The sequence below is a fragment of the Corynebacterium hansenii genome (assembly GCF_030408795.1).
Lineage (GTDB): Bacteria > Actinomycetota > Actinomycetes > Mycobacteriales > Mycobacteriaceae > Corynebacterium > Corynebacterium hansenii.
Genome location: NZ_CP047211.1, coordinates 482,070 through 507,515, shown reverse-complemented (window position 1 = coordinate 507,515; position 25,446 = coordinate 482,070). Strand labels below are relative to the sequence as shown.

At 71.1% G+C, this 25,446-nt stretch carries 24 protein-coding genes; 7 read left to right on the top strand and 17 right to left on the bottom strand.

Translation table 11 applies throughout. The annotated features are described in order from the left end of the window. The first annotated feature begins 112 nt into the window (after positions 1–112). The 3 genes from CHAN_RS02295 (at position 113) to CHAN_RS02285 (ending at position 2,821) form a co-directional block, all read left to right on the top strand. A complete protein-coding gene (locus tag CHAN_RS02295; protein ID WP_048740184.1) occupies positions 113–1,009 on the top strand; it encodes a MetQ/NlpA family ABC transporter substrate-binding protein in 897 nt (298 codons plus the stop codon). Further along, positions 999–2,102 carry a methionine ABC transporter ATP-binding protein gene (locus tag CHAN_RS02290; RefSeq protein WP_290291291.1) on the top strand — a complete coding sequence of 368 codons (1,104 nt, stop codon included), beginning with the start codon at positions 999–1,001 and terminating at the stop codon, positions 2,100–2,102. The genes CHAN_RS02295 and CHAN_RS02290 overlap by 11 nt, the downstream gene beginning before the upstream one ends. An 89-nt stretch (positions 2,103–2,191) precedes the next feature. After that, positions 2,192–2,821, top strand: a complete 630-nt coding sequence (locus CHAN_RS02285; RefSeq protein ID WP_290293269.1) for a methionine ABC transporter permease — start codon at positions 2,192–2,194, stop codon at positions 2,819–2,821. Between the two features lie 292 nt (positions 2,822–3,113). Here the strand turns inward: CHAN_RS02285 and CHAN_RS02280 are convergent, their stop codons facing one another. After that, complete coding sequence (locus CHAN_RS02280; RefSeq protein WP_290291290.1) at positions 3,114–4,148, bottom strand: sucrase ferredoxin; 1,035 nt, start codon at positions 4,146–4,148, stop codon at positions 3,114–3,116. A gap of 149 nt (positions 4,149–4,297) precedes the next feature. Here CHAN_RS02280 and CHAN_RS02275 point away from each other — a divergent pair, with 149 nt between their 5' ends. Next, positions 4,298–4,984 (top strand): AMIN-like domain-containing (lipo)protein, encoded by a 687-nt coding sequence (locus CHAN_RS02275; RefSeq protein WP_153251447.1) that lies wholly within the window; start codon positions 4,298–4,300, stop codon positions 4,982–4,984. Between the two features lie 587 nt (positions 4,985–5,571). Here CHAN_RS02275 and CHAN_RS02270 read toward each other — a convergent pair. The 7 genes from CHAN_RS02270 to guaB all read right to left on the bottom strand — a co-directional run bounded on the left by CHAN_RS02270 (position 5,572) and on the right by guaB (position 15,133). Further along, a complete protein-coding gene (locus CHAN_RS02270; protein ID WP_290291287.1) occupies positions 5,572–7,200 on the bottom strand; it encodes a Y-family DNA polymerase in 1,629 nt (542 codons plus the stop codon). A gap of 31 nt (positions 7,201–7,231) precedes the next feature. Further along, positions 7,232–8,113, bottom strand: a complete 882-nt coding sequence (gene imuA' / locus CHAN_RS02265) for a DnaE2-dependent mutagenesis accessory factor ImuA' (RefSeq protein ID WP_290291285.1) — start codon at positions 8,111–8,113, stop codon at positions 7,232–7,234. Positions 8,114–8,295: 182 nt separating this feature from the next. Further along, entirely contained in the window at positions 8,296–8,604 is a 309-nt protein-coding gene (locus CHAN_RS02260; protein ID WP_048740287.1) for an antibiotic biosynthesis monooxygenase family protein, read from the bottom strand. Between the two features lie 136 nt (positions 8,605–8,740). Beyond that, positions 8,741–10,309 carry a glutamine-hydrolyzing GMP synthase gene (guaA, locus tag CHAN_RS02255; RefSeq protein WP_048740176.1) on the bottom strand — a complete coding sequence of 523 codons (1,569 nt, stop codon included), beginning with the start codon at positions 10,307–10,309 and terminating at the stop codon, positions 8,741–8,743. A gap of 92 nt (positions 10,310–10,401) precedes the next feature. Beyond that, entirely contained in the window at positions 10,402–12,117 is a 1,716-nt protein-coding gene (locus CHAN_RS02250) for an FAD-dependent oxidoreductase (RefSeq protein ID WP_048740174.1), read from the bottom strand. A gap of 316 nt (positions 12,118–12,433) precedes the next feature. Next, complete coding sequence (locus CHAN_RS02245) at positions 12,434–13,573, bottom strand: GuaB3 family IMP dehydrogenase-related protein (RefSeq protein ID WP_048740172.1); 1,140 nt, start codon at positions 13,571–13,573, stop codon at positions 12,434–12,436. A 30-nt stretch (positions 13,574–13,603) separates the two neighbouring features. After that, positions 13,604–15,133 (bottom strand): IMP dehydrogenase, encoded by a 1,530-nt coding sequence (gene guaB / locus CHAN_RS02240; protein ID WP_048740170.1) that lies wholly within the window; start codon positions 15,131–15,133, stop codon positions 13,604–13,606. Between the two features lie 109 nt (positions 15,134–15,242). On the opposite strand from guaB, the gene CHAN_RS02235 reads away from it, so the two are divergent. Next, on the top strand, positions 15,243–15,620 hold the full coding sequence (locus CHAN_RS02235) for a DUF5319 domain-containing protein (protein ID WP_241485350.1): 378 nt from the start codon (positions 15,243–15,245) through the stop codon (positions 15,618–15,620). A gap of 46 nt (positions 15,621–15,666) precedes the next feature. On the opposite strand, the gene CHAN_RS02230 is transcribed toward CHAN_RS02235, so the two are convergent. Both CHAN_RS02230 and shbA read right to left on the bottom strand, forming a co-directional pair. Then, a complete protein-coding gene (locus CHAN_RS02230; protein WP_290291278.1) occupies positions 15,667–16,740 on the bottom strand; it encodes a hypothetical protein in 1,074 nt (357 codons plus the stop codon). Positions 16,741–16,742: 2 nt separating this feature from the next. Further along, the gene (shbA, locus tag CHAN_RS02225) at positions 16,743–17,336 is read right to left on the bottom strand and encodes an RNA polymerase sigma factor ShbA (RefSeq protein WP_290291276.1); all 594 of its coding nucleotides are present in this window, start codon (positions 17,334–17,336) and stop codon (positions 16,743–16,745) included. Between the two features lie 435 nt (positions 17,337–17,771). Here shbA and CHAN_RS02220 point away from each other — a divergent pair, with 435 nt between their 5' ends. Then, on the top strand, positions 17,772–18,086 hold the full coding sequence (locus CHAN_RS02220) for a WhiB family transcriptional regulator (RefSeq protein WP_048740166.1): 315 nt from the start codon (positions 17,772–17,774) through the stop codon (positions 18,084–18,086). A gap of 166 nt (positions 18,087–18,252) precedes the next feature. Here CHAN_RS02220 and groL read toward each other — a convergent pair whose 3' ends face one another. Both groL and groES read right to left on the bottom strand, forming a co-directional pair. Further along, complete coding sequence (groL, locus tag CHAN_RS02215) at positions 18,253–19,866, bottom strand: chaperonin GroEL (RefSeq protein ID WP_290291273.1); 1,614 nt, start codon at positions 19,864–19,866, stop codon at positions 18,253–18,255. Between the two features lie 12 nt (positions 19,867–19,878). Next, positions 19,879–20,178, bottom strand: a complete 300-nt coding sequence (gene groES, locus CHAN_RS02210; RefSeq protein ID WP_048740285.1) for a co-chaperone GroES — start codon at positions 20,176–20,178, stop codon at positions 19,879–19,881. Between the two features lie 309 nt (positions 20,179–20,487). Between groES and CHAN_RS02205 the strand changes: the two genes are divergently transcribed. Then, complete coding sequence (locus tag CHAN_RS02205; protein ID WP_290291271.1) at positions 20,488–20,658, top strand: hypothetical protein; 171 nt, start codon at positions 20,488–20,490, stop codon at positions 20,656–20,658. A 481-nt stretch (positions 20,659–21,139) separates the two neighbouring features. Here the strand turns inward: CHAN_RS02205 and tsaD are convergent, their stop codons facing one another. From tsaD to CHAN_RS02180, 5 genes are all read right to left on the bottom strand, one after another. Continuing rightward, the gene (gene tsaD, locus CHAN_RS02200) at positions 21,140–22,297 is read right to left on the bottom strand and encodes a tRNA (adenosine(37)-N6)-threonylcarbamoyltransferase complex transferase subunit TsaD (RefSeq protein ID WP_290291269.1); all 1,158 of its coding nucleotides are present in this window, start codon (positions 22,295–22,297) and stop codon (positions 21,140–21,142) included. A gap of 9 nt (positions 22,298–22,306) precedes the next feature. After that, a complete protein-coding gene (gene rimI, locus CHAN_RS02195; RefSeq protein ID WP_290293266.1) occupies positions 22,307–22,792 on the bottom strand; it encodes a ribosomal protein S18-alanine N-acetyltransferase in 486 nt (161 codons plus the stop codon). An 89-nt stretch (positions 22,793–22,881) separates the two neighbouring features. Further along, the gene (gene tsaB / locus CHAN_RS02190) at positions 22,882–23,760 is read right to left on the bottom strand and encodes a tRNA (adenosine(37)-N6)-threonylcarbamoyltransferase complex dimerization subunit type 1 TsaB (protein ID WP_290291267.1); all 879 of its coding nucleotides are present in this window, start codon (positions 23,758–23,760) and stop codon (positions 22,882–22,884) included. A gap of 5 nt (positions 23,761–23,765) precedes the next feature. Then, a complete protein-coding gene (gene tsaE / locus CHAN_RS02185; protein ID WP_290291265.1) occupies positions 23,766–24,272 on the bottom strand; it encodes a tRNA (adenosine(37)-N6)-threonylcarbamoyltransferase complex ATPase subunit type 1 TsaE in 507 nt (168 codons plus the stop codon). A gap of 99 nt (positions 24,273–24,371) precedes the next feature. Beyond that, a complete protein-coding gene (locus CHAN_RS02180; protein ID WP_290291264.1) occupies positions 24,372–25,442 on the bottom strand; it encodes an alpha/beta fold hydrolase in 1,071 nt (356 codons plus the stop codon). Positions 25,443–25,446: the final 4 nt, after the last annotated feature.

Here is a 25,446-nt window from a genome sequence, read left to right as displayed (position 1 = left end):
CGGCTCACGCCGTTTTTCGCGCGATCCGCCCAGGGTGCTACGCTGATCCCACAACAAGACAGCTTGGTCTATTCGCGAACCGCGAGACGGGCCCACACTGAAGGAGAAGCACATGGCATTGCGACGTTTCGCAGCCGGCGCCGTCGCCCTGGCCTTCGCAGCCACCGGCCTGGTCGCCTGCGGCAACGACGAGCCCGCGCAGCCGCTCGCCGAGGGCGACACGATCCGCATCGGCACCACCGACTTCGAAAAGGAGGCCTGGCAGGTCTTCGAGAAGAAGGTCAAGGAAGCCGGCATCGACATGGAGATCGTGCCCTTCACCGAATACCCGCCCGTCAACACCGCCCTCAACGAAGGCGAACTCGACGTCAACCTGTTCCAGCACATCAAGTACCTGGCGCAGTACAACGTCGGCGCCGACGCCGACCTCACCCCCATCGCCTCAACCGAAATCGTCCCCCTCGGCCTGTACTGGAAGGGCGGCGACAAGCCCGAGGACATCAAGGACGGCACCGAAGTCGTCATCCCCAACGACTCCACCAACCAGGGCCGCGCCCTCAGCGTCCTGCAGAAAGCCGGCCTGATCACCCTCAAGGGCGACTCCGCCAACCCGACGCCGCTGGACATCGACGCCGAAAAGTCCCGCGTCACCGTCACCCCCATCGACGCCGCCCAGACCCCCGCCGCCTACGGCGAAGGCACCCCGGCGGTGATCAACAACACCTTCCTCGACCGCGCCGACATCGACCCGAACTCGGCGATCTTCAAGGACGACCCCAACGACAAGGCCGCCGAGCCGTACATCAACGTCTTCGCCACCACTCAGGCCAACAAGGACAACCCGCAGCTGAAGAAGCTCGCGGAGATCTGGCACAGCCCCGAGGTCACCGAAGCCGTCGCCCGCGACTCCCGCGGCACCTCCATCCCGGTCCAGCGCCCCGCCGCCGACCTCGAGGCCATCCTCGACGCCGCCGAAAAGGACGCCCGCGAGAACCCCGATGCCCAGTAATTCCGGCGCCGGCACCCGCGTCGAACTGCGCGGAGTGTCCAAGGTCTTCGGCTCCGGCAAATCGGCCACCCCCGCCGTCGACGACGTCACCCTGTCCGTCGAGCCGGGCGGCGTCCTGGGCGTCATCGGCTACTCCGGCGCCGGCAAGTCGACGCTGATCCGCCTGATCAACGGCCTGGAATCCCCGACGTCCGGCGAGGTGCTCCTCGACGGCACGGACATCGCCGGGATGAAGGAGCGGGAGCTGCGCGAGGTCCGCCGCGACATCGGCATGATCTTCCAGCAGTTCAACCTCTTCACCTCCCGCACCGTCGCCGGCAACGTCGCCTACCCGCTGGAACTGGCCGGCATGCCCCGCGCCGAGCGGAAGGAACGCGTCGCCGAGCTGCTCGAATTCGTCGGCCTGGGCGACCGCGGCGATTCCTACCCCGAGCAGCTTTCGGGCGGGCAGAAGCAGCGCGTCGGCATCGCCCGCGCGCTGGCCACGAACCCGTCGCTGCTGCTCGCCGACGAGGCCACCTCGGCCCTCGACCCGGAGACCACCGCCGACGTGCTCGAGCTGCTGCGCGAGGTCAACCGGAAATTCGGCGTGACCATCGTCCTGATCACCCACGAAATGTCGGTGGTGCGCGCCATCGCCGACCACGTCGCGGTGATGGAAAACGGCCGGGTCGTCGAGCACGCCGCCGTCCACGACCTCTTCGCCCACCCGACCACCGAGGTCGGACGGCGGTTCGCGGCCACTGCGCTGCGGGACCGCCCCGCGGGGCGGGAGCTCGATTCGGTGGTCGGTTCGCTTGCCGACGACGCCGCCGCACTGGTCACCGTCCGCGTCGACGACGACGTCCCCCTGGGCCGCGTGCTCGACATCGCGCGAGCCGAGGGGCTCGACGCCACCGTCGCCCACGGCTCCGTTTCCAACGTGCAGGCCCGGTCGTTCGGCCGTCTGACGCTGCGGCTCAGCGCGACCGGGGGCGCCGCAACCGCGGGCGCCGGCGGGGAGACCGGGGACGCCGGCCGCGACGTGACCGCGGCGGCCGAGCGCATCGTCGCAAAGCTCAACGAGTTCACCGAAAGCGAGGTCATCCGATGACCGCGACCACCGCGACCGTCAACGCCGCCGCGACCGCGACGACCGAGATCCTCGCCCGCGACACCAACTGGGACCAGCTCGGCCCGCGCATGTGGGACGCCTTCGGCGAAACGCTGTGGATGGTCGGCGTGACCATGGTCATCGGCGGTTTCGTCGGGCTGGCGCTCGGCGTGCTGCTGTACGTGTCGCGCTCGTCGGGCGTGCTGCCGTCGGGGCCGCTGCACACGCTGCTGAACCTCGCCGTGAACTTCGTCAGGCCCATCCCGTTCATCATCCTGGTCACCGCCGTCGGCCCGCTGACCAAGATCGCCGTGGGCAAGACCATCGGCACCGAGGCGGCGATTTTCGTCATGACCATCGCCGCGTCCTTCGCCGTCGCCCGCCTGGTCGAGCAGAACCTCATGTCCATCGACCCCGGCGTCATCGAGGCGGCGCGGGCGATGGGCGCGAGTCCGTGGCGGATCATCCGGACGGTCATCGTCCCCGAGGCGCTCGGCCCGCTGATCCTGGGCTACACCTTCGCGTTCATCGCGGTGGTGGACATGTCCGCGATGGCCGGTTACATCGGCGGCGGCGGGCTCGGCGACTTCGCCATCGTCTACGGCTACCGCGCGTTCGACTGGAACGTGACGCTGGTGACCACGCTGGTGATCATCCTCATCGTCCAGGCCGCCCAGCTGCTGGGCAACGTCCTGGCGAAGAAGGTCATGCGGCGGTAGGTGGGGCGGGTGCGGTGGTGCCGGTGGTGGTGCCGGTACTGCCCCACCTCCCGGACCAAACCCTCGCGTTCGGGGCCAAATCTCGGCACCGGCCGACCGCACCGGCCAGCTCCACCCGCCTCACCTCGCAGATGCGCCAGTTACAGGCAGATGCGCCCGTTGCAACGGGTGTATCTGCCTGTAACTGGCGCATCTGTGCTTGAGGGGGACGACTAGACACGGCGAACCGTCCCGCGCACCGTCGGAACTGGCGCATCTGCCTGGAACTGGCGCATCTGCGGTTGAGGGGCCGCTAAATCCGCTCCGCCGCCAGCGCCCGCCACCCCTTCTTCGGCCCGGGCGCATCGCCGCAGGACGACACCACGCCCTCGGTGACCATCTTCCCCAGGGCGACGCCGAAGCAGCGGCCGTCGCCGAACTCCACCACGGCCGCGGCGTCGGCGGCGGGCGCGTGCACCAGCACCCCGCGCAGCCGTCCGAGCATCTCCGGCGAATGCTCCCCGGCATCGGCCAGCACGGCGTCGACCACGCCGGACACGGTCACGGACGCCACGGCGTCGATCCCCCACTCGTCGGCCTCTTCGCGCGCGGCGAGCTCCGCGACTTGCCCGCGGGCGTCCCACACCCCTCGCCCGCGGCAGCCGCCGGAATGGAGGACGCCGGACGAGGCGTCGTGAAGCATCTCGTTCGTCTCCACCGCCGACAGCCGCCCGTACGAGTAATTCCACGGCAGCAGCACCAACGCCGGCGCGAACCGGTGCCCCTTCGAATGGGAGGTCTCCCACACGATGTCGGGGTGCACGTTGTTCAGCGCCTGCGCGATCGGCCGGCCCTTCACCGCGCAGCACCGGTCGCGTTTGCCGTGCGTGCACACCAGCAGCAGGGGCTTGTCGACGGCCCGCGCCCCCTCCGTCCGCCGCCCCAACCGGATGTCCAGGGTCAGCATTTCCTCGACGTCGCGGACCTTGCGGACCTCCAGGTGCGGGGACGTGATCGCGGGCGCGGGGGCATCGGCGTCGGTGCCGCCCGTGCCGCCACTGCCATCCCCCTCCCCCGCAATCCGCGGCGGGCAGTGCGCGACGTACATGGTCACGCCGTCGCAGGGGATCTGGCCGAGCCGCCCCGGCTTGCGGATCAGCTGCAGCGCCCCGCCGCGCTCCGCGAGCCATTCCTTGATCCGCGCGGTGAGCTCGTCGCCGAAGACGCCGCCGTCGAGGATGTCGTGGCTCCACCCGTACTGATGCTCGAGCGCGATGAACAGGGTGCCGCTCTTCGCCGTGCCCGGCAGCGGCTCGTGTCGCAGGTCAGAGCACACGGAATCCGTCATGAGCTAAGCCTAACAAGGTGCATTTGGCCGCGTTCGTCGCCCCCGTCAGGTCACTGTTTTACAACACTTTGCACTCTGTACCGGGCGACCTGGGGTTTTGTTCCCAAGGCTTATTGCCAATCATGTGGGCCAGCCCTACGGTCGAATGCATGATGTCCGACACCCGCACCTCGCTCCGATCGAATCGGGCCGCCGTCCGTTCCGTGGTGGCGGTGCTCGCCGCCGGCTCTTTGGCTCTTGGTCTCGCCGCCTGTTCGCCCGGCGGTGACGCCGGGGCGGATTCGGCGGTGTCGATGCGCAACGGCGATTCGCCCTCGTCCTCCGGCGGAAATGGAAACGGCGACCGCACCACCGGCGGTTCGCCCGCGACGCTGGAGGCCGATGCCGCCCCTGAGGGGGAGTACTCCGCCGCGCCTGCGGAGGCCGCCCCCGCGGATGGGTCGTATCTGGGCATCAAGGATGTGCGCATCGGCTCGCATGATGGTTTCGACCGCATCGTCATCGAGTTCATGGGCGACGGCGCGCCGGGGTATTGGGTGCGTTACGAGGACATGCCCACCCAGCAGGGCAGCGGCAAGCCGATCAGCATCAGCGGCGCTCACAAGTTGGCCATCGACGTGCGGGGCACGGGGTACCCGTTTGATTTCAACGTCGACGATTACCCGAATGGTCCGGTGAAGCCGAAGGGCACGTCGGCGATTTCGGAGGTCCGAGGGTTCGGCACGTTCGAGGGCACCACGCAGTACGTGGCGGGCATCGACGGCGAACGTCGCCCGTTCAAGGTGTTCAAGGCGAAGAACCCGACGCGGCTGATCATCGACATCGAGGCGCGGTAGCGCGCGGCTTTTTTCGCTTTACGACGCCCCGGCGCCCGGTTTGTCCGGCGCCGGGGTTTCGTCGTGTCGGGGTGGTGTTCGGCGGGGGTGAAGGCATGCGCGCGTCGGCCGCAGCTGTTCGGCGGACACACCGGTTCACCGCCGTGCACGCCCGCCGGCCCACGGGTTCGTCACACTGGCCCCAACATCGGCCGATCGCGTTCATTCTGAAACACCGCCGGCGCAAAACACCTGGTGTTTTCCCGGCCGGCTGTTTCAAAATGAACGCACGGCCCGAACTTTGGGGCTGATGTGACGCCAGGTTCTGATCGGCCCCCGTCGTCTCTGCCCGCCGGGGCCACCGACGCCGTCATTTCGAGCGCGCGGCGGCGTGCGGCCGGACACGGTTTACGCGCGACCGTGACACAGTGCGCGTTCGACGGAGCGCTGGTTGTCAGGCGCGAGCAACAACGTGTGCGCTTGATGGAAGGCGGTTACCGGGCGCGCGTGTCGGAGTGCGTGTTTGGCGGGGCACGATTGACAGACACGGGTGTCGGGCGCATGGAAGGCCCCAACCATTTCCATTGCCCATGGTGGGCCTTACCCAATCACCCGTACCTGCCTTCGATGCGCCACCTGCCCGCGTGACCGATGAGCAGAAACGCCTGCGGCCCCCGCTCGCCCCCGTCGACGGCGACGTGCATGCGGGCGGCGCGGCGCGCCCCATCGGGCGCCCACCACCGCTCATCAACCGGCCATGGCCCCGCCCATGCGGTGACGGCATGATCCCTGCCGCCCCAGCTCAGCACCGCCGGAACCGCGGTGAGGGCGCCCCGGCCGGTGACGGCGATGGGGTTGCCGGAGTCGTCGCAAAGCGAAACCTTCGACGCCGGATGCCTCACCGACGGCGCACCCGCCGGCGTGACCGCCGGATTCGGCGCGGGCAACGCACCGGGCCACGGGCCGGAACAGGGAGGGGACTCCTCCCCCACCGGAACCATGGCCACCCGCTCCGACGGGCCGCGGCCGCCGACGTCGACGGGGCGGCGCACCGCCTCCGGCCCCAACAAACCCTGCACGCGGGCGGCGGCGCGACCGGCACGCTCGGACGCAGCATCCGCGCCGCCCCACAGGGCATCGCGCTCGACGCCCGCGACGATGACCTCCAGGGGCTCGAGCGTCAAGGCCGTGATGCCGCGGGCCTCGGCGGAATCATCGGGGAAAGTGTCTGGGAAGGCGTCGGGGAATTCCTCCGCCGCCGCGATGGCGCGGCCCGTCAGCCAACCGTCGAGCTGCCAGCGCACCCGGTCGGCGGTCGCCGCCTCATCGAGGGGCCCGGCGCACCGCCACACGCGGCGCAGCTCCGCCCCATCGGTGAACTCGGCGGTCACCGCCAACCTGTGGCACGCCAAACCATGCTCCCGCAGCCGGTTGTGCAGCTTCGCCGCCAACGCACGGGCGATGAACGCCGCCGCATCGACGCGGGACAGAACCTCCTCCGGCCGATGCACGATCGCCAAATCCCGCGGCGGCGTGCGCGGCGCCACCCGCCGCTCCAGCTCCCCGGCTGCGACCATCCGCCAGCGCGCCCCCTCCGCGCCGAACCGCCCGGCGACATCGCGCACCGGCAGATCCGCCACATCCCCCAGCGTCCGCAACCCCAGGTCCGCCCACGCCCGCCCCAACTCCACGGGGAAATCCAGCGCCGCCTCCGCCGCAACCTCCGCCAGCGACACCCCGCGCAGAAACGCCGGGCCGCCTCCCACGGGCACCTGCACCCCGCGGCGCGCCGCCAGCACCGCGGTGATCACGTCATCGGCCATTCCCGCCAGGCAGTCCGCACCGGCGAGGGCGGCGGCGTCGAGAAGCATCTCCACCGCCCTCGCCTCGCCCCCGTGATACTTCGCGGGCCCATCGGCGCCGAGGACCACCAGGCCCGGGCGCAGCGCCTCCACCCCCGCGGCGACATCGCCGATGCGCGCGAGCACCGGCTCGAACTCCGCCGCATCACGCGCCGGATCCGCGTCCACCACCACCAGATCGGGACACGCCGCCTGCGCGTGCCGACGCCCCTGCCCCCTGCGCACGCCCGCCCGCCGCGCCGCATCGGAGCAGGCCGCGACGGTCGTGTCGTCGACGACGGCGATCGGCGCCGCCGGCCCGGCATCCCCCGTCGCCCCGGAAAAACGCGCGGCCTGGATCGGCCAATCCGGCAGCCACAGGCCCAGGATCCGCATCAGTCCGCCCCGCCCGTCATGCGGGCGCCCATCACTCGGCCCTCCGCAGCGGGAAAGCGGCAACGTTCGAGGCGTCGGGGGCGCCCATACCGCCGCTCACGCCGCCGCCCACCCCATCGGCGCCGCCCCACTCCGCAGCCGCCTCCGACGCCGGGCACTCGCCGATGGCCCACCGCACGCCGCGTTCGGGCCGCCCCGCCCCGCGCGCCGTCACGTGGAACTCGACGCCGCGGATGCGCCCGTGCCCCGCGCCGAGCCCGTGGATCGCCGTCACCCGCGACGCCACCGACACCTTCGACCCCGGCCATTCCCCGCCGACGTGCAGCAGCGCGCACCCCGACCCCCGCAGCCGCGCCATCACCGGACGAGCGGCGGAGGGCGGGGGCGTGCGGTCCAGCTTGACGACGACCACGTCAACCCCATCGGCCAACAGCGCCACCACTTCGAGCGGTGAATCGCCGGGGTCCGGGACGTCGAGGACCCTGGCCAGGTCGCCCCCTTGTTCGACGATGCCCAGCGGGGAGAAGTCCGGCAGGCCGACGAGGGCGACGTGCCCGCCGGCGGCCGTCACCTCGGCGAGGATTCCCGCCACGACCGCTCCCGCGGCGTCGATGGAGCTGGCGGCGCCTTTGATCAGGCCGCCGTCGAGAAGCCCCGCCAGCCCGGCGGGGACCGGGACGCGGCCGTCGGGGGTCGGCGCCGACGGGGACGAGTCCGGGGAATTGCCCTTGTGCGCAGCGGAAATGCGGCCGCCACCGTCACCGGCGGTCCCGGCGGGGCCGTACCCCTCGTCGACGCCGCCGACCGATTCGGGCACGGCGACGCCCAGCCCCGCCATGGATTTCCGCAGCGCGGCGACGGTGTCTTCGCGATTGAGGCCGGACAGGTCCGGCACGGCGCGCAACGCGGGCATGCCCACCTCCCCGACGATCGAACTCCCCGGACGATCGAACAAACGTCCTACGTTCGAAAGTGTATGCGCATGCGCGGAACCGCGTCAACCGCGCCGGTCACGTAGGCGGCGGTGGGCCCGCGAGTGTGCGCCACGGCCCCGAGGCCGCGCACTCGTGGGCGGAGATGCGGCGGGCCGCCCCCTTACTTCGTGCCCGGCACGTCCAGGACCACGTCGAACTCCAGGAGGTTGGCGCCGGTCGCCACCGGCTTGCCATGACCCCCTGCGTGGGCGGCGCGGGCATCGCCGTCGCGCCACGCCGCGTAGGACTCCTCGTCGGCCCAATGCGTGACCACGAAGTAGCGGTCCTCGCCGGCGGTCGGGCGCAGCAGCTGGAAGCCTTCGAATCCGGGCTGGCCGTCGATGGAACCGGCGCGGGCGGCGAACCGGCGCTCCAGCTCCTCGCCGGCGCCTTCGGGGACGGAAATGGCGTTGATCTTCACGATGCTCATGCCCGCGAGCATAGCCCGCCCTAACCCCGCGCGGCGGGCTCCCGCCGCAGCGCCGGCAAAGAAAGCGAAAGCCGGCCCCGGAAAACGGGGGCCGGCTTTCGGCTTCGCGGGAAGGCGGTCGCGCGCTGCGCGGCGCCTACTCCCATTCGATGGTTCCCGGCGGCTTGGACGTGATGTCCAGGACCACGCGGTTGACCTCCGCGACCTCGTTGGTGATGCGGGTGGAGATGCGCTCGAGCACCTCGTAGGGCACGCGGGTCCAGTCGGCCGTCATGGCGTCCTCGGAGGTGACGGGGCGCAGCACGATCGGGTGGCCGTAGGTGCGGCCGTCGCCCTGCACGCCCACGGAGCGGACGTCGGCGAGCAGCACCACCGGGCACTGCCAGACGATGTCGTCGAGGCCGGCGGCGGTCATCTCCTCGCGGGCGATGGCGTCGGCGCGGCGCAGGGTGTCCAGGCGCTCCTCGTCGACGGCGCCGATGATGCGGATGCCCAGGCCCGGGCCGGGGAACGGCTGGCGGCCGACGATGGCCTCCGGCAGGCCGAGCTCGCGGCCGACGGCGCGGACCTCGTCCTTGAACAGCAGGCGCAGCGGCTCGACGAGGGTGAACTCGACGTCGTCCGGCAGGCCGCCGACGTTGTGGTGGCTCTTGATGTTCGCGGTGCCCGAGCCGCCGCCGGATTCGACGACGTCCGGGTACAGGGTGCCCTGGACCAGGTAGTCCACGGTCTCGCCCTCCGGCGCGCCCTCCAGCGCACGGGCCACGGCGCGCTCGAAGGAGCGGATGAACTCGCGGCCGATGGTCTTGCGCTTGGTTTCCGGGTCCGTGATGCCGGCCAGCGCGTCGAGGAAGACCTTGCGGTCGTCGACGGTGATCAGCTTCGCGCCGGTGGCGGCGACGAAGTCGGTTTCGACCTGCTCGCGCTCACCCTGGCGCAGCAGCCCGTGGTCGACGAACACGCAGGTGAGGCGGTCGCCGATGGCGCGCTGCACCAGCGCCGCGGCGACGGCGGAGTCGACGCCGCCGGACAGGCCGCAGATCGCCCGGCCTTCGCCGACCTGCTCGCGCACGGCGTCGATGAGCTCCTCGGCGATGTTCGCGGCGGTCCAGTTCTGCTCCAGGCCGGCGATTTCGGTGAGGAAGCGCTGCAGCACCTGCTGGCCGTACGGCGAGTGGTTGACCTCCGGGTGGTACTGCACGCCGGCCATCTTCCGCTCGGGGCACTCGAAGGCCGCGACGGGCGCGCCCTTGGTCGACGCGGTGACGGTGAAGCCCTCGGGGGCCTCGGACACGGCGTCGCCGTGGCTCATCCACACTTCGTGGCTTTCCGGGGTGCCGGCGTGGAGCACGTCCCCGCCCGCGACGTTCAGCGTGGTGCGGCCGTATTCGCGGTCGCCGGTGGCGGCGACGGTGCCGCCCAGCGCGCGGGCCATGGCCTGGAAGCCGTAGCAGATGCCGAACACCGGGATGCCCAGTTCCAGCAGCTCCGGATCCAGCGCGGGGGCGCCGTCCTCGTTGACGCTGGACGGGCCGCCGGACAGCACCAGCGCGCGCGGGTTCTTGGCGCGGATTTCCTCGATCGTGGCGGTGTGCGGCACGACCTCGGAGTAGATGTTGGCCTCGCGGACGCGGCGCGCGATGAGCTGCGCATACTGCGCGCCGAAGTCGACGACGAGTACGGGGTGATTTACCTGATCGGACACACCGCGATCTTAGCGCACCGGCGGGGGCGGCCCGGTTTCGGCTCCGGGCCGCCCCGCCCGCTCGCTTTGCGACGTCCCGCGTCTCCCCCGCATCACCTGCGGACGGGCATGCCCAGATTCAGTGCGGCGGGCGCATCGGCGGGCACCACCGGGGCGACGGGCGCGACGGGGGCGATGTCGCGGTAGGCCTCGTCCTGGGAGGGGCGGGGGTCGGCCTCGCCCTTGTTCGGCCACAGCGCGGTGGCGCGCTCGGCGATGGCCGTGATGGACAGCGACGGGTTGACGCCGGGGTTGGCGGGCATCGCCGTGCCGTCGGTGATGTGCAGCGTCGGATGGCCCCACACGCGGTTGTAGGGGTCGACGACGCCGCGCTCCGGGGAATCGGAGATCGGCGCGCCGCCGATGAAGTGGGCGGTCAGCGGGATGTCGAAGATCTCGCCCCACGTGCCGCCGGCGACGCCGCCGATCTTGTCGGCCACGCGGCGGGTGGCCTCGTTGCCGGCGGGGATCCACGACGGGTTCGGCTCTCCCTCGCCCTGGCGCGACGACAGCAGCCGCAGCGGGCCCCAGTTGCGCAGGTGCGTGGTCAGGCTGTTGTTGGAGTTCTGCATGACCAGCGAGATCACCGTGCGCTGCGACCACTTGCGCAGGTTGACCAGCTGCAGCAGCACCTTCGGGTCCTCGGCGAGGCCCTTGATCAGCTTCCACCAGCGCGGGCCACCGGGGCCGCCGTCGGTCATCAGCGTCTGCAGCAGCGCGATGGCGTTGGAGCCCTTGCCGTAGCGCACCGGCTCGATGTGCGTGTGCGGCTCGGGAAAGAACGACGACGTGATGGCCACGCCCTCCGAGTAATCCGCGTTCGGGTCGATGGTCGGGCGCATGGCGCCGACGATGGCCTCGGAGTTGGTGCGGGTCATGTGGCCCAGGCGGTCGGAGATGTTGGGCAGGTGGCCGTCCTGCTTCTGGCGGTGCAGCAGATTCTGGCTGCCCCAGGCGCCCGCCGCCACGATGACGTGGTCGGCGGTGAAGGTGCGGCGGCGCTTGTTCACCCAGGCGCCGGTGCGCTCGACGACCACGTCCCACGAGCCGTCGGCGCGCGGGTGCAGCTCGCGGACGGTGGTGCGCGGGATGATGTGCGCGCCGCCCTTCTCCGCCAGGTGCAGGTAGTTCTTCAGCAGGGTGTTCTTGGCGTTGTGGCGGCAGCCCGTCATGCACTCGCCGCACTCGGTGCACGCGGTGCGATCGGGGCCGGCGCCGCCGAAGTACGGGTCGGGCACGGTCTCGCCCGGCTCGCCCTCGCCGCCGGTCTTGGCGCCGAAGAACACGCCCACCGGGGTGGGCACGAAGGTGTCGCCGACGCCCATGTCCTCCGCGACCTCGCGCATGACCCGGTCGGCCGGGGTGATCGACGGGTTGGTGACCACGCCGAGCATCTTCCGCGCCTGCTCGTAGTACGGGGTCAGCTCCTTCTCCCAGTCGGTGATGTGGCCCCACTGGGCATCGCGGAAGAAGGGGGACGGCGGCTTGTACAGGGTGTTGGCGTAGTTCAGGGAACCGCCGCCGACGCCGGCGCCGGCGAGGATCATGACGTCCTTGAGCAGGTGCACGCGCTGCACGCCGAACAGGCCGAGCTTCGGCGCCCACAGGTACTTGTTCAGGCGCCAGCTGGTCTTGGCGAACTCGTGGTCCTCGAACCGCCGTCCCGCCTCGATCACGCCGACGCGGTAGCCCTTTTCCGTCAACCGCAGCGCCGCCACGGAGCCGCCGAAGCCGGAGCCGACGACGAGCACATCGTAATCCCGTGCCATTATTCGCAACCTTTCCTCCTGCGGGCGCGCATCGACTGCGCCCGGGCGAACTCCACCCGGCGAAACCCGTTTGTTACGCACGTCACGCTAGCAGCGTTTCCGGACCGCGATGCCGGTTTTCGCGGGCGAAACCAACGAATGAGGGGCGTCGCAAAGCGAAGGCCCCCGCGACGCGGGGAGGCCGGGCAGGAAGGGGGGCGGGAAGGCGCCTCAGGGCGAGCGGCGGAGCGGGGAGGCGCCGCAGACGACGAAGCGGCGCCCGGGGAAACCCCGGGCGCCGCAACGGGCCTCGGCGCAAGCGAAGGCCGGAAGGGTCCTAGCGGACGGTGAGCTCCACGCGCTGGAAGGACTTCACGTCGGTGAAGCCGCACTTGGCCATCACCCGGCGCAGGCCCCCGACGATGTTGCGCTTGCCGAACGGATCCGACGTCGGCCCGAACAGCAGCTGCTCCATGGGCACGGCGGGATCGGTGTCCGCGTCGACGTCGGCGAACTCGACGTAGCCGCGCGGGTACTTCGGGTGCGCGGCCGCCGACGGCCAGTGCCAGCCCTTGCCCGGGGCCTCCGTCGTGGTGGCCAGGACCCGCGACAGCGCCACCGCGTCGGCGCCGCACGCGATCGCCTTCGCGATGTCGCCGGCCGAGTCGAACGCGGCGTCGGCGATGACGTGCACGTAGCGGCCGCCGGTCTCGTCCAGGTAATCGCGGCGGGCCGCGGCGGCGTCGGCGATGGCGGTGGCCATCGGGACGTCGAGGCCCAGGGCCTCCGGCGACGTGGTCGTGCCCGGGCCGACGATGACGCCGGCGGCGCCCGTGCGCATCAGGTGCAGCGCCGTGCGGTAATCGCACACGCCGCCGACGATGACCGGCACGTCGAGCGACCCGATGAAGTCCTTCAGGTTCAGCGGCTCACCGTCGGAGGTCACGTGCTCGGCGGAGATCAGGGTGCCCTGGATGATCAGCAGATCGATGCCGGCCTTCACCAGCACCGGCGTCAGCTCGCGGGCTCGCTGCGGGCTCACGCGCGCGGCGGTGACCGCACCGGACTCGCGCAGCTCCGCGATCCGGCGGACCAGCAGCTCCTCGTCGATGGGGGCGGCGTGGAGCTTCTGCAGCACCTCGTTGCCCGCGGAATTCAGCTGCCATTCGGCCCCCGACACCGCGTCGAGCACCTCGCCGATGGCGGCGTCGCCGTCCTCGTGCCGGGCCCAGATGCCCTCCGCGTTGAGCACCGCCAGGCCGCCGAGACGCGCGAACTCAGCCGCGGACTCCGGGCCCGAAATGGAATCGGTCGGGTGCATCATCAGCGGGAAGCCGAACTCGTAGGCGTCGATCTTCCACCGGGTGTCCACGTCCTTCGACGAACGCGTGCGCCGCGACGGGACGATGGAGATCTGCTCGAGGTCATAGGTGCGGCGGGCCTCGCGGCCGATGCCGATTTCGACCATGTCACGCATGGGTAATGGATTCCTTAGTAGCGCGGTTGGCTAGCGCTGGTAGTAGTTCGGGGCCTCGACGGTCATCTGGATGTCGTGCGGGTGCGACTCGCGCAGGCCCGCGGCGGTGATCTGCACGAACTTGGCTTCGTTGAGCTGCTCGATCGTGGCGGAGCCGGTGTAGCCCATCGCGGCGCGCAGGCCGCCGACGAGCTGGTGGACGATGGTGTCCAGGTGGCCACGGTACGGCACGCGGCCCTCGATGCCCTCCGGAACCAGCTTCTCCTCGCTGAGCACGTCGGCCTGGAAGTAACGGTCCTTCGAGTAGGAGCGCTTCTCGCCGGTCAGGCCGCGGCCCTGCATGGCGCCCAGGGAGCCCATGCCGCGGTACATCTTGTACTGCTTGCCGTTGACGACGACGGTCTCGCCCGGTGCCTCCGCGGTGCCGGCCAGCAGCGAACCCAGCATCACGGTCGACGCGCCGGCGGCCAGCGCCTTGGCGATGTCGCCGGAGAACTGCATGCCGCCGTCGGCGATGATGGGCACGCCCGCCTTCTTCGCCGGGACCGCCGCCTCCATGATGGCGGTGATCTGCGGCGCACCGACGCCCGCCACGACGCGGGTGGTGCAGATGGAGCCCGGGCCGATGCCGACCTTGATGGCGTCCGCGCCGGCGTCGATCATCGCCTGGGCGGCCTGCCGGGTGGCCAGGTTGCCGCCGATGACCTGCACGCGGTCGCCGAACTCCTTCTTCACGCGCGAGACCATGTCCAGCACGCCGGTGTTGTGGGCGTGAGCCGTGTCCACGACCAGGACGTCCACGCCGGCGTCGGCAAGCGCCTGGGCGCGCTCCCAGGAATCCTCTCCCGTGCCGATGCCCGCGCCGACCAGGAGACGGCCCTTGCCGTCCTTCGACGAATTCGGGTACTGGTCCTGCTTGACGAAGTCCTTCACCGTGATCAGGCCGGTCAGCTTGCCCTCGCCGTCGACGATCGGCAGCTTCTCCACCTTGTGCGAGCGCAGCAGGTTCAGGGCGGCGTCGCCGGACACGCCCTGCTCCGCGACGACCAGCGGCATCGGCGTCATGACCTCGCGCACCGGGCGCGTCGGATCGGTCTCGAACCGCATGTCGCGGTTGGTGCAGATGCCGACGAGCTTGCCGGCCTCGTCCACCACCGGCAGACCGGAGATGCGGAAGCGGGCGCACTTGGCGTCGACGTCGCCGATGGTCTCGTCCGGCGAGCAGGTGACCGGGTTGGTGACCATGCCGGCCTCGGAGCGCTTGACGATCTCCACCTGCTGCGCCTGATCCTCGACCGAGAGGTTGCGGTGCAGGATGCCCATGCCGCCCTGGCGGGCCATCGCGATGGCCATGCGGGACTCGGTGACGGTGTCCATCGCCGCCGAGATGATCGGCACGTTCAGCCGGATCTCGCGCGTCAGCTGGGTGGACGTGTCCACCGCCGACGGAATCACGTCCGAAGCATCCGGGATGAGCAGGACATCGTCGAAGGTCAGGCCGACGAGCGGAATCTTGCCCGCGTCATCGCCCCCCAAGCTGATTCCGGTGGGGTTCGTCATGGATAGTCGTCCTCCTGGTCGCGCCGCCGAAAGTTCGGATCACCGTACAGGGTAATCCCAATCTCGGGCGGGTAGTAACTTGCCCCCGGCCCCCGCTACGGTGGGCCGTGTGAATCGTGATTTTTGGTCGTCCATGCCGCGCGACCCCTTCGAGGGCGATCCCGACGACCCATCGCACCTGCTCGACCCGGACGAGCCCTTCGAGCCGCTGTCGGACCAGGAGCGCATCGAGGTCGCGGAAGATCTGGAGGCGGTCCGCGAATTCCGTGCCGTCCTCGGCCCCGAAGGCCTGTGGGGCGTGTCCATGATGTGCGACGACTGCGGCGAAATGCACTACTACAACTGGGACGTCCTGGAGACGCACTACAAACTGCTGCTCAGCGGCAAGCAGTCCCCCGTGCATGAGCCGCAGTACGATCCGGACCCCACCCGCTACGCACCGTGGGATTACTGCGCCGGGTTCGTCGACGGGCGCCGCCGGCCCTAGTACATCGGGGCAAGTCCCCCGGGGGCGCCCGGAAGCTCGGGTACGCCTAGAACCGCTGGATCGCCGCCGCGGCCGCCGGGGCGACCGTCTCCGGCACCGACGTCAGGGCCGAACGGACGGCCTCGGGGTCGGTGGTCGGCTTCGTCGGGCGCTCGTTGGACAGCGGCTCGCTCGCCGGATTGGAAGTGGTCGTCGGCTGCGTCGGCTGCGTCGGCTCGTTGGGACGCGTCACGGTCTCCGTCACCGTTTCCGTGCGGGTCTCGGTGCGCGTGGTCGTCCCCGGCTCCAGAGTCTGAGTTTCGCGCTGCGTGGTGGTGCGCTCGTTGGTCACCGTCTCCGGCGCGCGGGTGACGGTGCGGACGCGCTCCACGGTCTCGCGCATCTGGGACTCCAGAGCGGGCCGGTTGGACTCGCCGACCTTCGCCATCAGGCGCTCCGCGTGCTCGAGCAGTTCGCGGGCGCGCTCGACGTCGCCCGCCCTGCCCGCCGCATCGGCCTCCTGCAGGGTCGCCGCCAGGTCCATTTCCACGGAACGTTCGCCGAACATGGCCACGCGGGCGGGCCACAGCGCGCTGCCGGGGGCGGCGGAGTGGATCGCGGACAGGCCGCCGGCGACGAGCGTCAGCGACGCGGCCGCGCCGATCAGGGCGCTGCCCAGGCGCGACGGCTTCCACCAGGTAGCGGGGCCGCGCAGGACGCCGCCCGCCTCTGACCGGGGTTCGGTGGCGCCCGCCAGCGGGGCCTCGTTCCCGGATCCGTGGGCCACGGCCGACTCCCGCTCCGACTCGACGTCCTCTTCGGCGGCCACGACCTCGACGTCGACGACGTCGCGGTCCGGCACGGCCACCGAGGGGTCGATCTCGGGCAGCGGCGGCAGCTCGGCCCCGATGGACTCGCGGGCATCGGTGATCAGCGACGCGAGGTACGAGTCGGTGCCGTACACGCCCGCGCCGCACACGTCGCGGCGACCGGAGGCGAGGGCGTCGAGGAAGCGGTCGTCCGCCGCCAACTCCTGCGGGGTGGGCATCTTTTCGACGCCCGCCGCCGCGTCATCCCACCGGGCGCGCCGGGGGTCGCGCTGATCGCCCATCGCCGCCTCCTTTTCCTGCCTGTCGTCCATCGTCACCGGGCCCTCCGGATTTCCCCGGACTGGTCCCGCGCCGCCTTTTCCTCTACCACCGCACGAAGCTTGGCCAATGCACGGTGCTGCGCGACCCGCACCGCGCCCGGGGTGCTTCCCACGAGCCGCGCGACCTCTTCGGCCGGCAGCCCCTCGAACACCCGCAGGATGATGATGTCCCGCGCCTTGTCACTCAATGAATCGAGCAATGCGCTCACTTCGTTACCGGCGTCGCCCAGAAGGGCCGCTTCCTCTGGTCCGCCCCCCGCTACGGGGGCATCCGGCAGCGTTTCGTAGGGGTGGGACAGGTCCCTGGCGCCCGCCCGATGCGCGTCCGCGACCTTGTGGGACGCCACCCCGTAGACGTAGGCCATGAAGGGCCGGCCACGGTCGGTGTAGCGGTCCAGGGACTTGGCGACGGCCAGCATGGTCTCCTGGGCGACGTCGTCCGCGGACACCGCGCCATCCTGGCCCATGCGCGCGCGGCAGTACCGGACGATCGGCGGGTGGATGTGGCGCATCAGGGAGTCGAAGGCGTCGGCGTCGCCGTCGATGGCACGCCGCACCCATTCGCGGACCACGTCATCGTCGGCCATGCCGTTCCTTCCCTCCCCGTTTGCCGACGGGGGTCATCGGCCGCCGGCCTGGGCGGTCATCACGATCGACGGCGCGGCGGCCGCCGCGGGGCGCGCACCCCGCACACCGGATACTCGACGTCAATGATCGTCGCCAATGCGCGTCGATTCTACCTCACCGCTTTCTCAGGTTGTCCGGCGTTGGCCGTATTCGGCGAGCCGGTGATCCCCGCCACACCCGGCGGCCCTCAAATCCCGCGCGGGCAAGAAGTTCTCCGAAACTGCGTCCCGAATCTGCCGGTTGGTTCCCCGCACTTAACCAACGGTTCACAATGCGCGCCCACACTGGCCGCCGTGGGCGACCCGACCGGGGAGCCGATGCGCCCGGGCGGTTCCGGCGGGCCGGAGCGCGCTCGACGCACAAGCACGAGTGTCTTTTCTAGGAGATTCCAGGCCATGACGCACATCGACCATCTTCCCGGACCGAACGCGGACCTGTGGGACTGGCAGCTGCACGGTTCCTGCCGCGGCGCGGACTCCTCGGTGTTCTTCCACCCCGAGGGCGAGCGCGGCCGCGCCCGGGCGATGCGCGAGATGCGCGCCAAGTCCATCTGCCAGTCCTGCCCGGTGCTGGAGCAGTGCCGCGCGCACGCGCTGGCGGTCGGCGAGCCCTACGGCATCTGGGGCGGCATGAGCGAGGCCGAGCGCTCGGAGATTCTCCGCAGCCGCCCGCGCCGCCGCGACAAGTCCCGCGAGACCGTCCTCGTCTGACGCACCGTCCTCGTCTGACGCTCCCGGCCACGCACCCTCCCCGCCGCGCCCCATCACCTCACCGGCGCGGCTGCCGAGCCGTTTGCGCCCCGACCGAACGAGGACGACGCCCCACCCGACCATGCGGTCGGATGAGGCGTCGTGAAGCAGGGGACCCGGCCCGCGACTAGTGCGCGTGACCGTGACCGTGGCCCTGCTGCTCCTCCTCGGGCTTGTCCACCACGGAAACCTCCGTGGTCAGCAGCATGCGGGCCACCGACGCGGCGTTGACCACCGCGGAGTGGGTGACCTTCACCGGGTCGATGACGCCGGCGGCGATGAGGTCGCCGTACTCGCCGGTCGCGGCGTTGTAGCCCTGGCCGTTCGGCAGCTCGCCGATGTGGTGGACCACCACGGCGCCGTCGACGCCGGCGTTGACGCCGATCCAGTACGCGGGCTTGGTCAGGGCGCGGGCCAGGGCGCGGACGCCCACGGCCTCGTCGCCGGCGAACTCGCCCGCGAAGGACTCCAGCTCGCGGGAGATCTGCACCAGCACCGAACCGCCGCCGGCGATGACGCCCTCCTGCACCGCGGCGCGCGCGGCGTTGATGGCGTCCTCGACGCGCAGCTTGCGCTCGTTGACCTCGGTCTCGGTGGCGGCGCCGACGCGGATGACGGCCACGCCGCCGGACAGCTTGGCCAGGCGCTCCTCCAGCTTCTCGCGATCCCAGGTGGAATCGGTGCGCTCGATTTCGTTGCGCAGGTGCTGGCGGCGCTCCTCGACGGCCTCGGCGGTGCCGGCGCCGTCGACGATGACGGTCTCGTCCTTCGTGATGGTGATGCGGCGGGCGCTGCCCAGCACCTCCAGGCCGGTGTCCTTCAGCTGCATGCCGGTGTCCGCGGTGACCACGGTGCCGCCGGTGACGACGGCGAGGTCCTCCATGAACTCCTTGCGGCGGTCGCCGAAGTACGGGGCCTTGACGGCCGCGACCTTCAGGGTCTTGCGCATGGCGTTGATGACCAACGCGGACAGGGCCTCGCCCTCGATGTCCTCCGCCATGATCAGGGTCGGCTTGCCCGACTCCGCGATCTTCTCCAGCAGCGGCAGGAAGTCCGGCAGGGACGAGATCTTCTCGCGGACGAGCAGGACCTGCGCGTTCTCGAGGATCGCCTGCTGGGCGTCGATGTCGGTGATGAAGTAGGGCGACAGGAAGCCCTTGTTGAAGGACACGCCCTCGGTCACCAGCAGCTCGGTGGCGATGGTCTGCGACTCCTCCACGGAGACGACGCCATCCTTGCCGACCTTGTCCATGGCGCCGGCGACCAGGTCGCCGATCTCCTCGTCGCGCGAGGACACGGTGGCCACCTGCGCGATGGACGCGGAGTCGGTGACGGCGGTGGCCTTGGACTTCAGCAGCTCGACGGTCTTGTCGGCCGCGGCGGCGATGCCGCGGTTGAGGGCGACCGGGTTGGCGCCGGCCGCGACGTTGCGCAGACCCTCGTGGACGAGAGCCTGGGCGAGCAGCGTCGCGGTGGTGGTGCCGTCGCCGGCGATGTCGTTGGTCTTGACGGCGACGGACTTGACCAGCTGGGCGCCGAGGTTCTCGAACGGATCCTCGACGTCGATGTCGCGGGCGATGGTCACGCCGTCGTTGGTCACCAGCGGGCCGCCGAACGCCTTGTCCAGCACCACGTTGCGGCCCTTGGGGCCCAGCGTCACCTTGACGGCGTCGGCCAGCGTGTCCACGCCCCGCTTGAGGCCTTCGCGGGCCTCTTCGTTGAATGCAATGAGCTTGGCCATATGGGGGTCGCCTTACTTCTCGATGACCGCGAGGATGTCGCGCTGGGACAGGAGCAGGAACTCCTCGCCCTGGTACTTCAGCTCGGTGCCGCCGTACTTGGAGAAGATGACGACGTCACCCTCCTTGACGTCCATCGGAATGCGCTCGTCGTCGTCCGCCCAGCGGCCGGGGCCCACGGCGATGACGGTGGCCTCCTGCGGCTTCTCCTTCGCGGAGTCGGGGATGACCAGGCCGGAAGCGGTGGTGGTCTCGGCCTCGTTGATCTGGACCAGGACGCGGTCCTCGAGCGGCTTGATGTTGACGTTCGCCACGATGAATTCCTCCATGAGCGGGGCACCCGGCGCGGCCCGGAGCATCGGGCGGGGCGCGGGCGCCTGGTTGATGTTCTTGTGCCGGTTGGTCTGCCGTGCACAGCCGTCGTCGCGGGTGAACAACTGTGTGTCAAACAACCTGGTTGGCACTCTACCTTCGCGAGTGCCAGCACTCAACATTAGTGGGTGCAGGGCTTTGCGACGGCCCGTGCACGGCCCATTCACCGCGCGAACCGGTCGGCGCCGATACCGTGGAGGGAGTCCGCGGCACCCCCGCCGCAGGGCCGTCCAGCCCGCCAAGGAGCAGACATGTCCTCGACCGTCATGGCCATCGCGATGATCGCCATCGCCGTCTTCATCATCGGTTTCGCCGTCGTCGCGCGGCTCTTCATAGGCAAGCAGAAGGGCTACGACGAGGAAATCGTCCGCGCGAAAGAAGAGGGCCGCGAACCCGACGAGAGGAACGCCGGCCACCGGTAGGCGTCGCCGCCGGCACATGCCCTCCCCGTAGCAGCCGGTTTTGCCCTCCCCGTCGCAGCCCGCCTTGCCCTCCCTGTCACGGTCGGCCTTCCCTCCCCGTCACGGCCGGCCCATGGGCCGCGGTAGCGCGAAAGCGCAGCCACTCAGTTTTGCGTCCTGGGGTTATACCGGCGTTCACCTGGCCAGTGGCCGCATTCCGGAGCTAACGCCGCCCATGGGACGGCGACGGGAAGGACCGGTCGATCCGCGCGCGTGCCCTACGGCTACCGGACATCACGACGCCGTACTTGCCACCCTTCCGATTGGCGCAGCGCACACGCACGCCAACCCACCCCGAATGCGCAGACCCACCCTTTATAACGGGTGGGTCTGCGCATTCGGGGTGGGTTAAGCAGGCACATCGCGGCACGGCGCGTCGCGGCACGTCGCAGCACGGTACGGTGCGGCGCGGCACAGTGCGGCGCGCGGCGACCTACCCCGCTCAGGTCGCGGCTGCGGCGATCGGCTCTTCCACCGGCATCGACGGGTCGGTGGCGCAGCCGTAGCCGGAGGGCTCGGCCCCGGCGGCGATGAGGTGGGCTGCGATCGCGCCGATCATGACCCCGTTGTCGGTGCACAGCCGCATCGGCGGCACGTGCAGGGTCAGCCCGGCCTCCTCGCACCGCTGCGCCGCGAGCTCGCGCAGCCTCGAATTGGCCGCCACTCCCCCGCCGAGCAGCAGCGTGGTGGCGCCGACGTCCTTTGCGGCGCGGACGGCCTTGAACGTCAGCACGTCACACACCGCTTCCTGGAACGAGGCGCAGGTGTCGGCCATGTCGATGACGCGGCCCTCCCGCTCGGCGGCCTCGACGTATCGGGCGACGGCGGTCTTCAGGCCCGAGAAGGAGAAGTCGTGGCGCGAATCTTGCGGGCGCATCATCCCCCGCGGGAACTTCACCGCCGCCGGATCACCCTGCTTGGCCAACCGGTCGATGACCGGACCACCGGGGTAGCCCAGGCCCAACAGCCGGGACACCTTGTCGTATGCCTCGCCGGCGGCGTCGTCGAGCGTCGACCCCAGCTCCGTCATCGGGCGGCCCGCGCCGCGCACGTGCAGCAACTGCGTGTGCCCGCCGGACACAAGCAGCGCCACCGCGTTGGTCAGGTCCGCGCCGACGAGGGCGCCGATGGCCACGTGGCCGCCCAAATGGTTGACCCCGTAGAACGGCACCCCCCACGCCGCCGCGTACGCCTTCGCACCCGCGGAACCGACCAGCAGTGCGCCCGCCAGACCCGGGCCGACGGTGGCGGCGACGCAATCCGGGATGAAACGCCCCTCCGACGGTTCGCGGCCGAGCTCGTCCCCGGCGCGTCGCAAAGCCTCCCCGACCACGGGCTGCAGGGCCTCAAGGTGCGCGCGCGAGGCGATCTCCGGGACCACGCCGCCGAAGCGGGCGTGCTGCTCCATCGAGGAAGCCACGACGTCGGAAAGGACCTCGATGCGCGGGCGGTCGGCGGAACCCTCGCGCTCGGCGGGCAGATCATCCGACCAGGTCACCCGCATCACGGCGGCACCGGTCTCGTCACAGGAACTCTCGATGGCGAGGATCGTGCGGCTGTGCGTGCTGCTGTCGGCGGCGGCGGGCGCGGAGGAGGTCATGCCCGGATTCTACGACCCGCCCGCCGCCGGGCGGCACATCGTGTACGCGTCGGCGCCCGACTGCCGGTAGTAGCGCTTGCGCACGCCCATCGTCTCGAAGCCGTGCGACGAATACATGGAGATCGCCGGTTCGTTGTCCGTGCGGACCTCCAGGAACACCGGGCCCGGCGCCGCATCGGCCGCCGCCAGCAGATGCCCCAGCAGCTCCCGGCCCAGGCCGCGGCCGCGCAGGGCCTCGTCGACGGCGATGGTGTGGATCTCGTACTCGGGCGCCGACTCCGGCCCCAGCCGCGTGATGCCGCCGTAGGCCAGCACCCGGTCGCCCGCGCCGCTTCCCCCGCCGCCACTCGCACCACCGCCCGGCACGACCCAGCCGAGGTACAGGTTGCCCGGGTTGGCCAGCTCGGAGGCGAACGCCGACTCGGGCCACGGGTCGTCGCCGGCGAAGATCACGGCCTCCAGCGCCGCGCAGCCGGGCGCGGCACCCGCCGCCAGACGCCCGAACGTCGCGGCGGCGAGCAGCTCATCCGGATTCTGCTCATCCGGGCTTTCCCCCTCCGGGTTCGCCCCGGGCCCCACGGCGGTCACGGCACGTCCGGGATGGCGGGCGACTTCGGCTTCGGCTTCGGCGGCACGGCGTCGGGCCGGCGGAGGTACAGCGGCACCAAAGGCCCGGCCGGGGCCTTCAGCGCGGCGGTGGCGCGGAAGGGCACGTGATCCGGTTCGCCGTCGCCGTCGGAATCGGGTCCGTCCTCGTCGTGCTCGTGCTCGAGCTCCGCGATGGCGGCGGCGATGAGCCCGGCGGGCGTCGGATAGGCGGCCCTGATGTCCGGTGCCGACGCGTCGCCATCGACCTCCGCAAGAGCCTCAAGTCCGGCGCGGACGTCGGCGCACTTCGCTTCGTCGCCGACGAGCAGTGCCGGCTCGAAGTCGTGGACCGCCTCGAACACCGCCTCGGCGCAGGCGGCCGCGGGCAGCACCGCCGGTCCCCATACGCGCTGGCCATCGCGGTAGGCGGCGGCGTACACCTCGCGGCGGCGGGCATCGGTGACGGCCAGGACGTCGCCACGCAAACGCTCCCCGCCGGGGTGCGCCAGCGCGTCGAGGGAGCAGGCGCCGTGGGCGGGGACGCCCCACGCATCCGCGAAAGAGGCCGCGGTGGCCATGCCCACCCGCAGCCCCGTGAAGGGCCCCGGCCCGCAGCCGACGACGACCGCGGCGACCGCCCGGGCCGCACCGCCCTCGAGCCCCGCCTCATCCAGGCAGCGGCGGATCAGCGGCGTGAGCACCTCGTTGTGGGCGCGTGCGTCGACGTGGCCCGAGGCGGCGAGCTCCTCGATGATCGGCGTGCGGCGCGTGCTTGCCGACGCCCCCGCGCCGCCCCGCGCCCCGGGCAACTCCGCGACGCGGACGAGACCGGCGGTGACCTGCTGCGTGGACGTGTCGACGGCGAGAACGAACATGCCCGTCACGATACCCGCCGCCAGGTGACCCGCCGGGAGTCGTCGGCGGCGGAGCGGTCGATGCCCACCAGCAGGTGGGAGTCCGTCAATTGCTCGACCAGGCCGGCGCCCCACTCGGCGACGACGACGCATTCCTCCAGGTCGGTGTCCAGGTCCAGGGAATCCAGCGCGTCGAGGGCGTCGAGCCCGCCGGTCGCGGAGTCGGCCCCGCCCGGCCCTTCCTCGCCGAACAGGCGGTAGGCGTCGACGTGGACCAGGTCCGGACCCCCGCCCGGGTTGCGGTGGTGGCGGGCGATGGTGAACGTCGGGCTGGTCACGCGGCCCCGGACGTTCATGCCCGCGGCGATGCCCTGCGTCAGGGTGGTCTTGCCCGCCCCGAGGGGGCCGTCGAGGATGACCAGGTCACCGGCTGCCAGGGCAGCTCCGAGTTCTTCGCCGAAGGCCCGCATGTCCTCGGCGGTCGGCAGGACACGTTCGCCTGATTCCGGGAAAGTGCTGGGGCGGGAAGTCATGGGGACATCGTAATGCGGGCCGCGGATGCCGCGGGGCGGTGCCACCGGCGCAGCCACGCTGGCAGCCGGCCGCCAACGCCCCCTTGCCCCCCTTCGCCCCTACACCGGCCAGTTCTCGCGCACGAGGGTTTCGATCGCGTCGCCGACGATCTCCGGCTGCTCCAGCTGGACCATGTGGCCGGCGCCGGGGGCGCGGACGAGTCGCGCACCGGGCCAGTCCTCGATGATCTCCACCGACCGCTCGAAGGGGATCATGCGGTCGCGGTCGCCGGCGATGACGACGCCGGGGAAGCCCGCCAGGGCGGCGAGGCCCTCGGATTCGTCGTGGAGCTGCAGGGCGCCGAAGAAGTTGAGGATGGTCGTCGCGTCGGTGTCGTCGATCATCTTCTCGTTGAGCTGCACGATGGCGTGCGGGGTGCGCTGGTCGCCGAAGGACGCGCCGCGGATGAACGGCATCTCGCCGATGGTGGCCAGTTGCCGGACCTGGTTGGCCAGTTGCGGCAGCGAACGCGCGGTCCGGGTCAGGGTCTGCCCGACGGGGCCGAGCATCATCTGCGGGATCCCGCCTTCGGACAGTCCCGCCGATGCCGTCGCCACCAGCGCCACGCCCGACACCCGTTCCATCAGTTCCGGGTACCGGCGTGCGAAGGACATGACGGTCATGCCGCCCATGGAGTGGCCGACCAGGAAGATCCGCCCTGCGGGGATGCGTTCGCGGATGATGCACGCCAGGTCGGAGGCGGTGTCGGCGATGGTGCAGGCCTCGGCGTCGGGGTCGCCGGAGTCGCCGTGGCCGCGCTGGTCCCAGAACAGCAGGCGCGCGTCGTCGCCGAAGCTTTTGCGGAATCGGTGGGACAGCAGGCACCAGCAGTCCTTGCGCTGGCAGTAGCCGTGGGTGAACACGATGGTGACGGGGGCGGTCTGGAATCCGCGTTCGACGACGCGCAGGTCGATGCCGTCGGCGGATGTCACGGTGCCGGACCAGGTGGCGTCGCCGAGGGTCAGCAGTTCCGGCGGGATCAGCGGGGCGTTGCGGGCGAGCCAGTGTTCGCGCCAGCCGATGAGGCCGGCTCCGGCGGCGGTGGCCAGCGCGCCGGCGCCCGCGACGATCCCCCACCCGGGTATGCCGCCCAGGCCCCGGCTCGAGCGATCGCCGCCATTTCCAGCCATATGC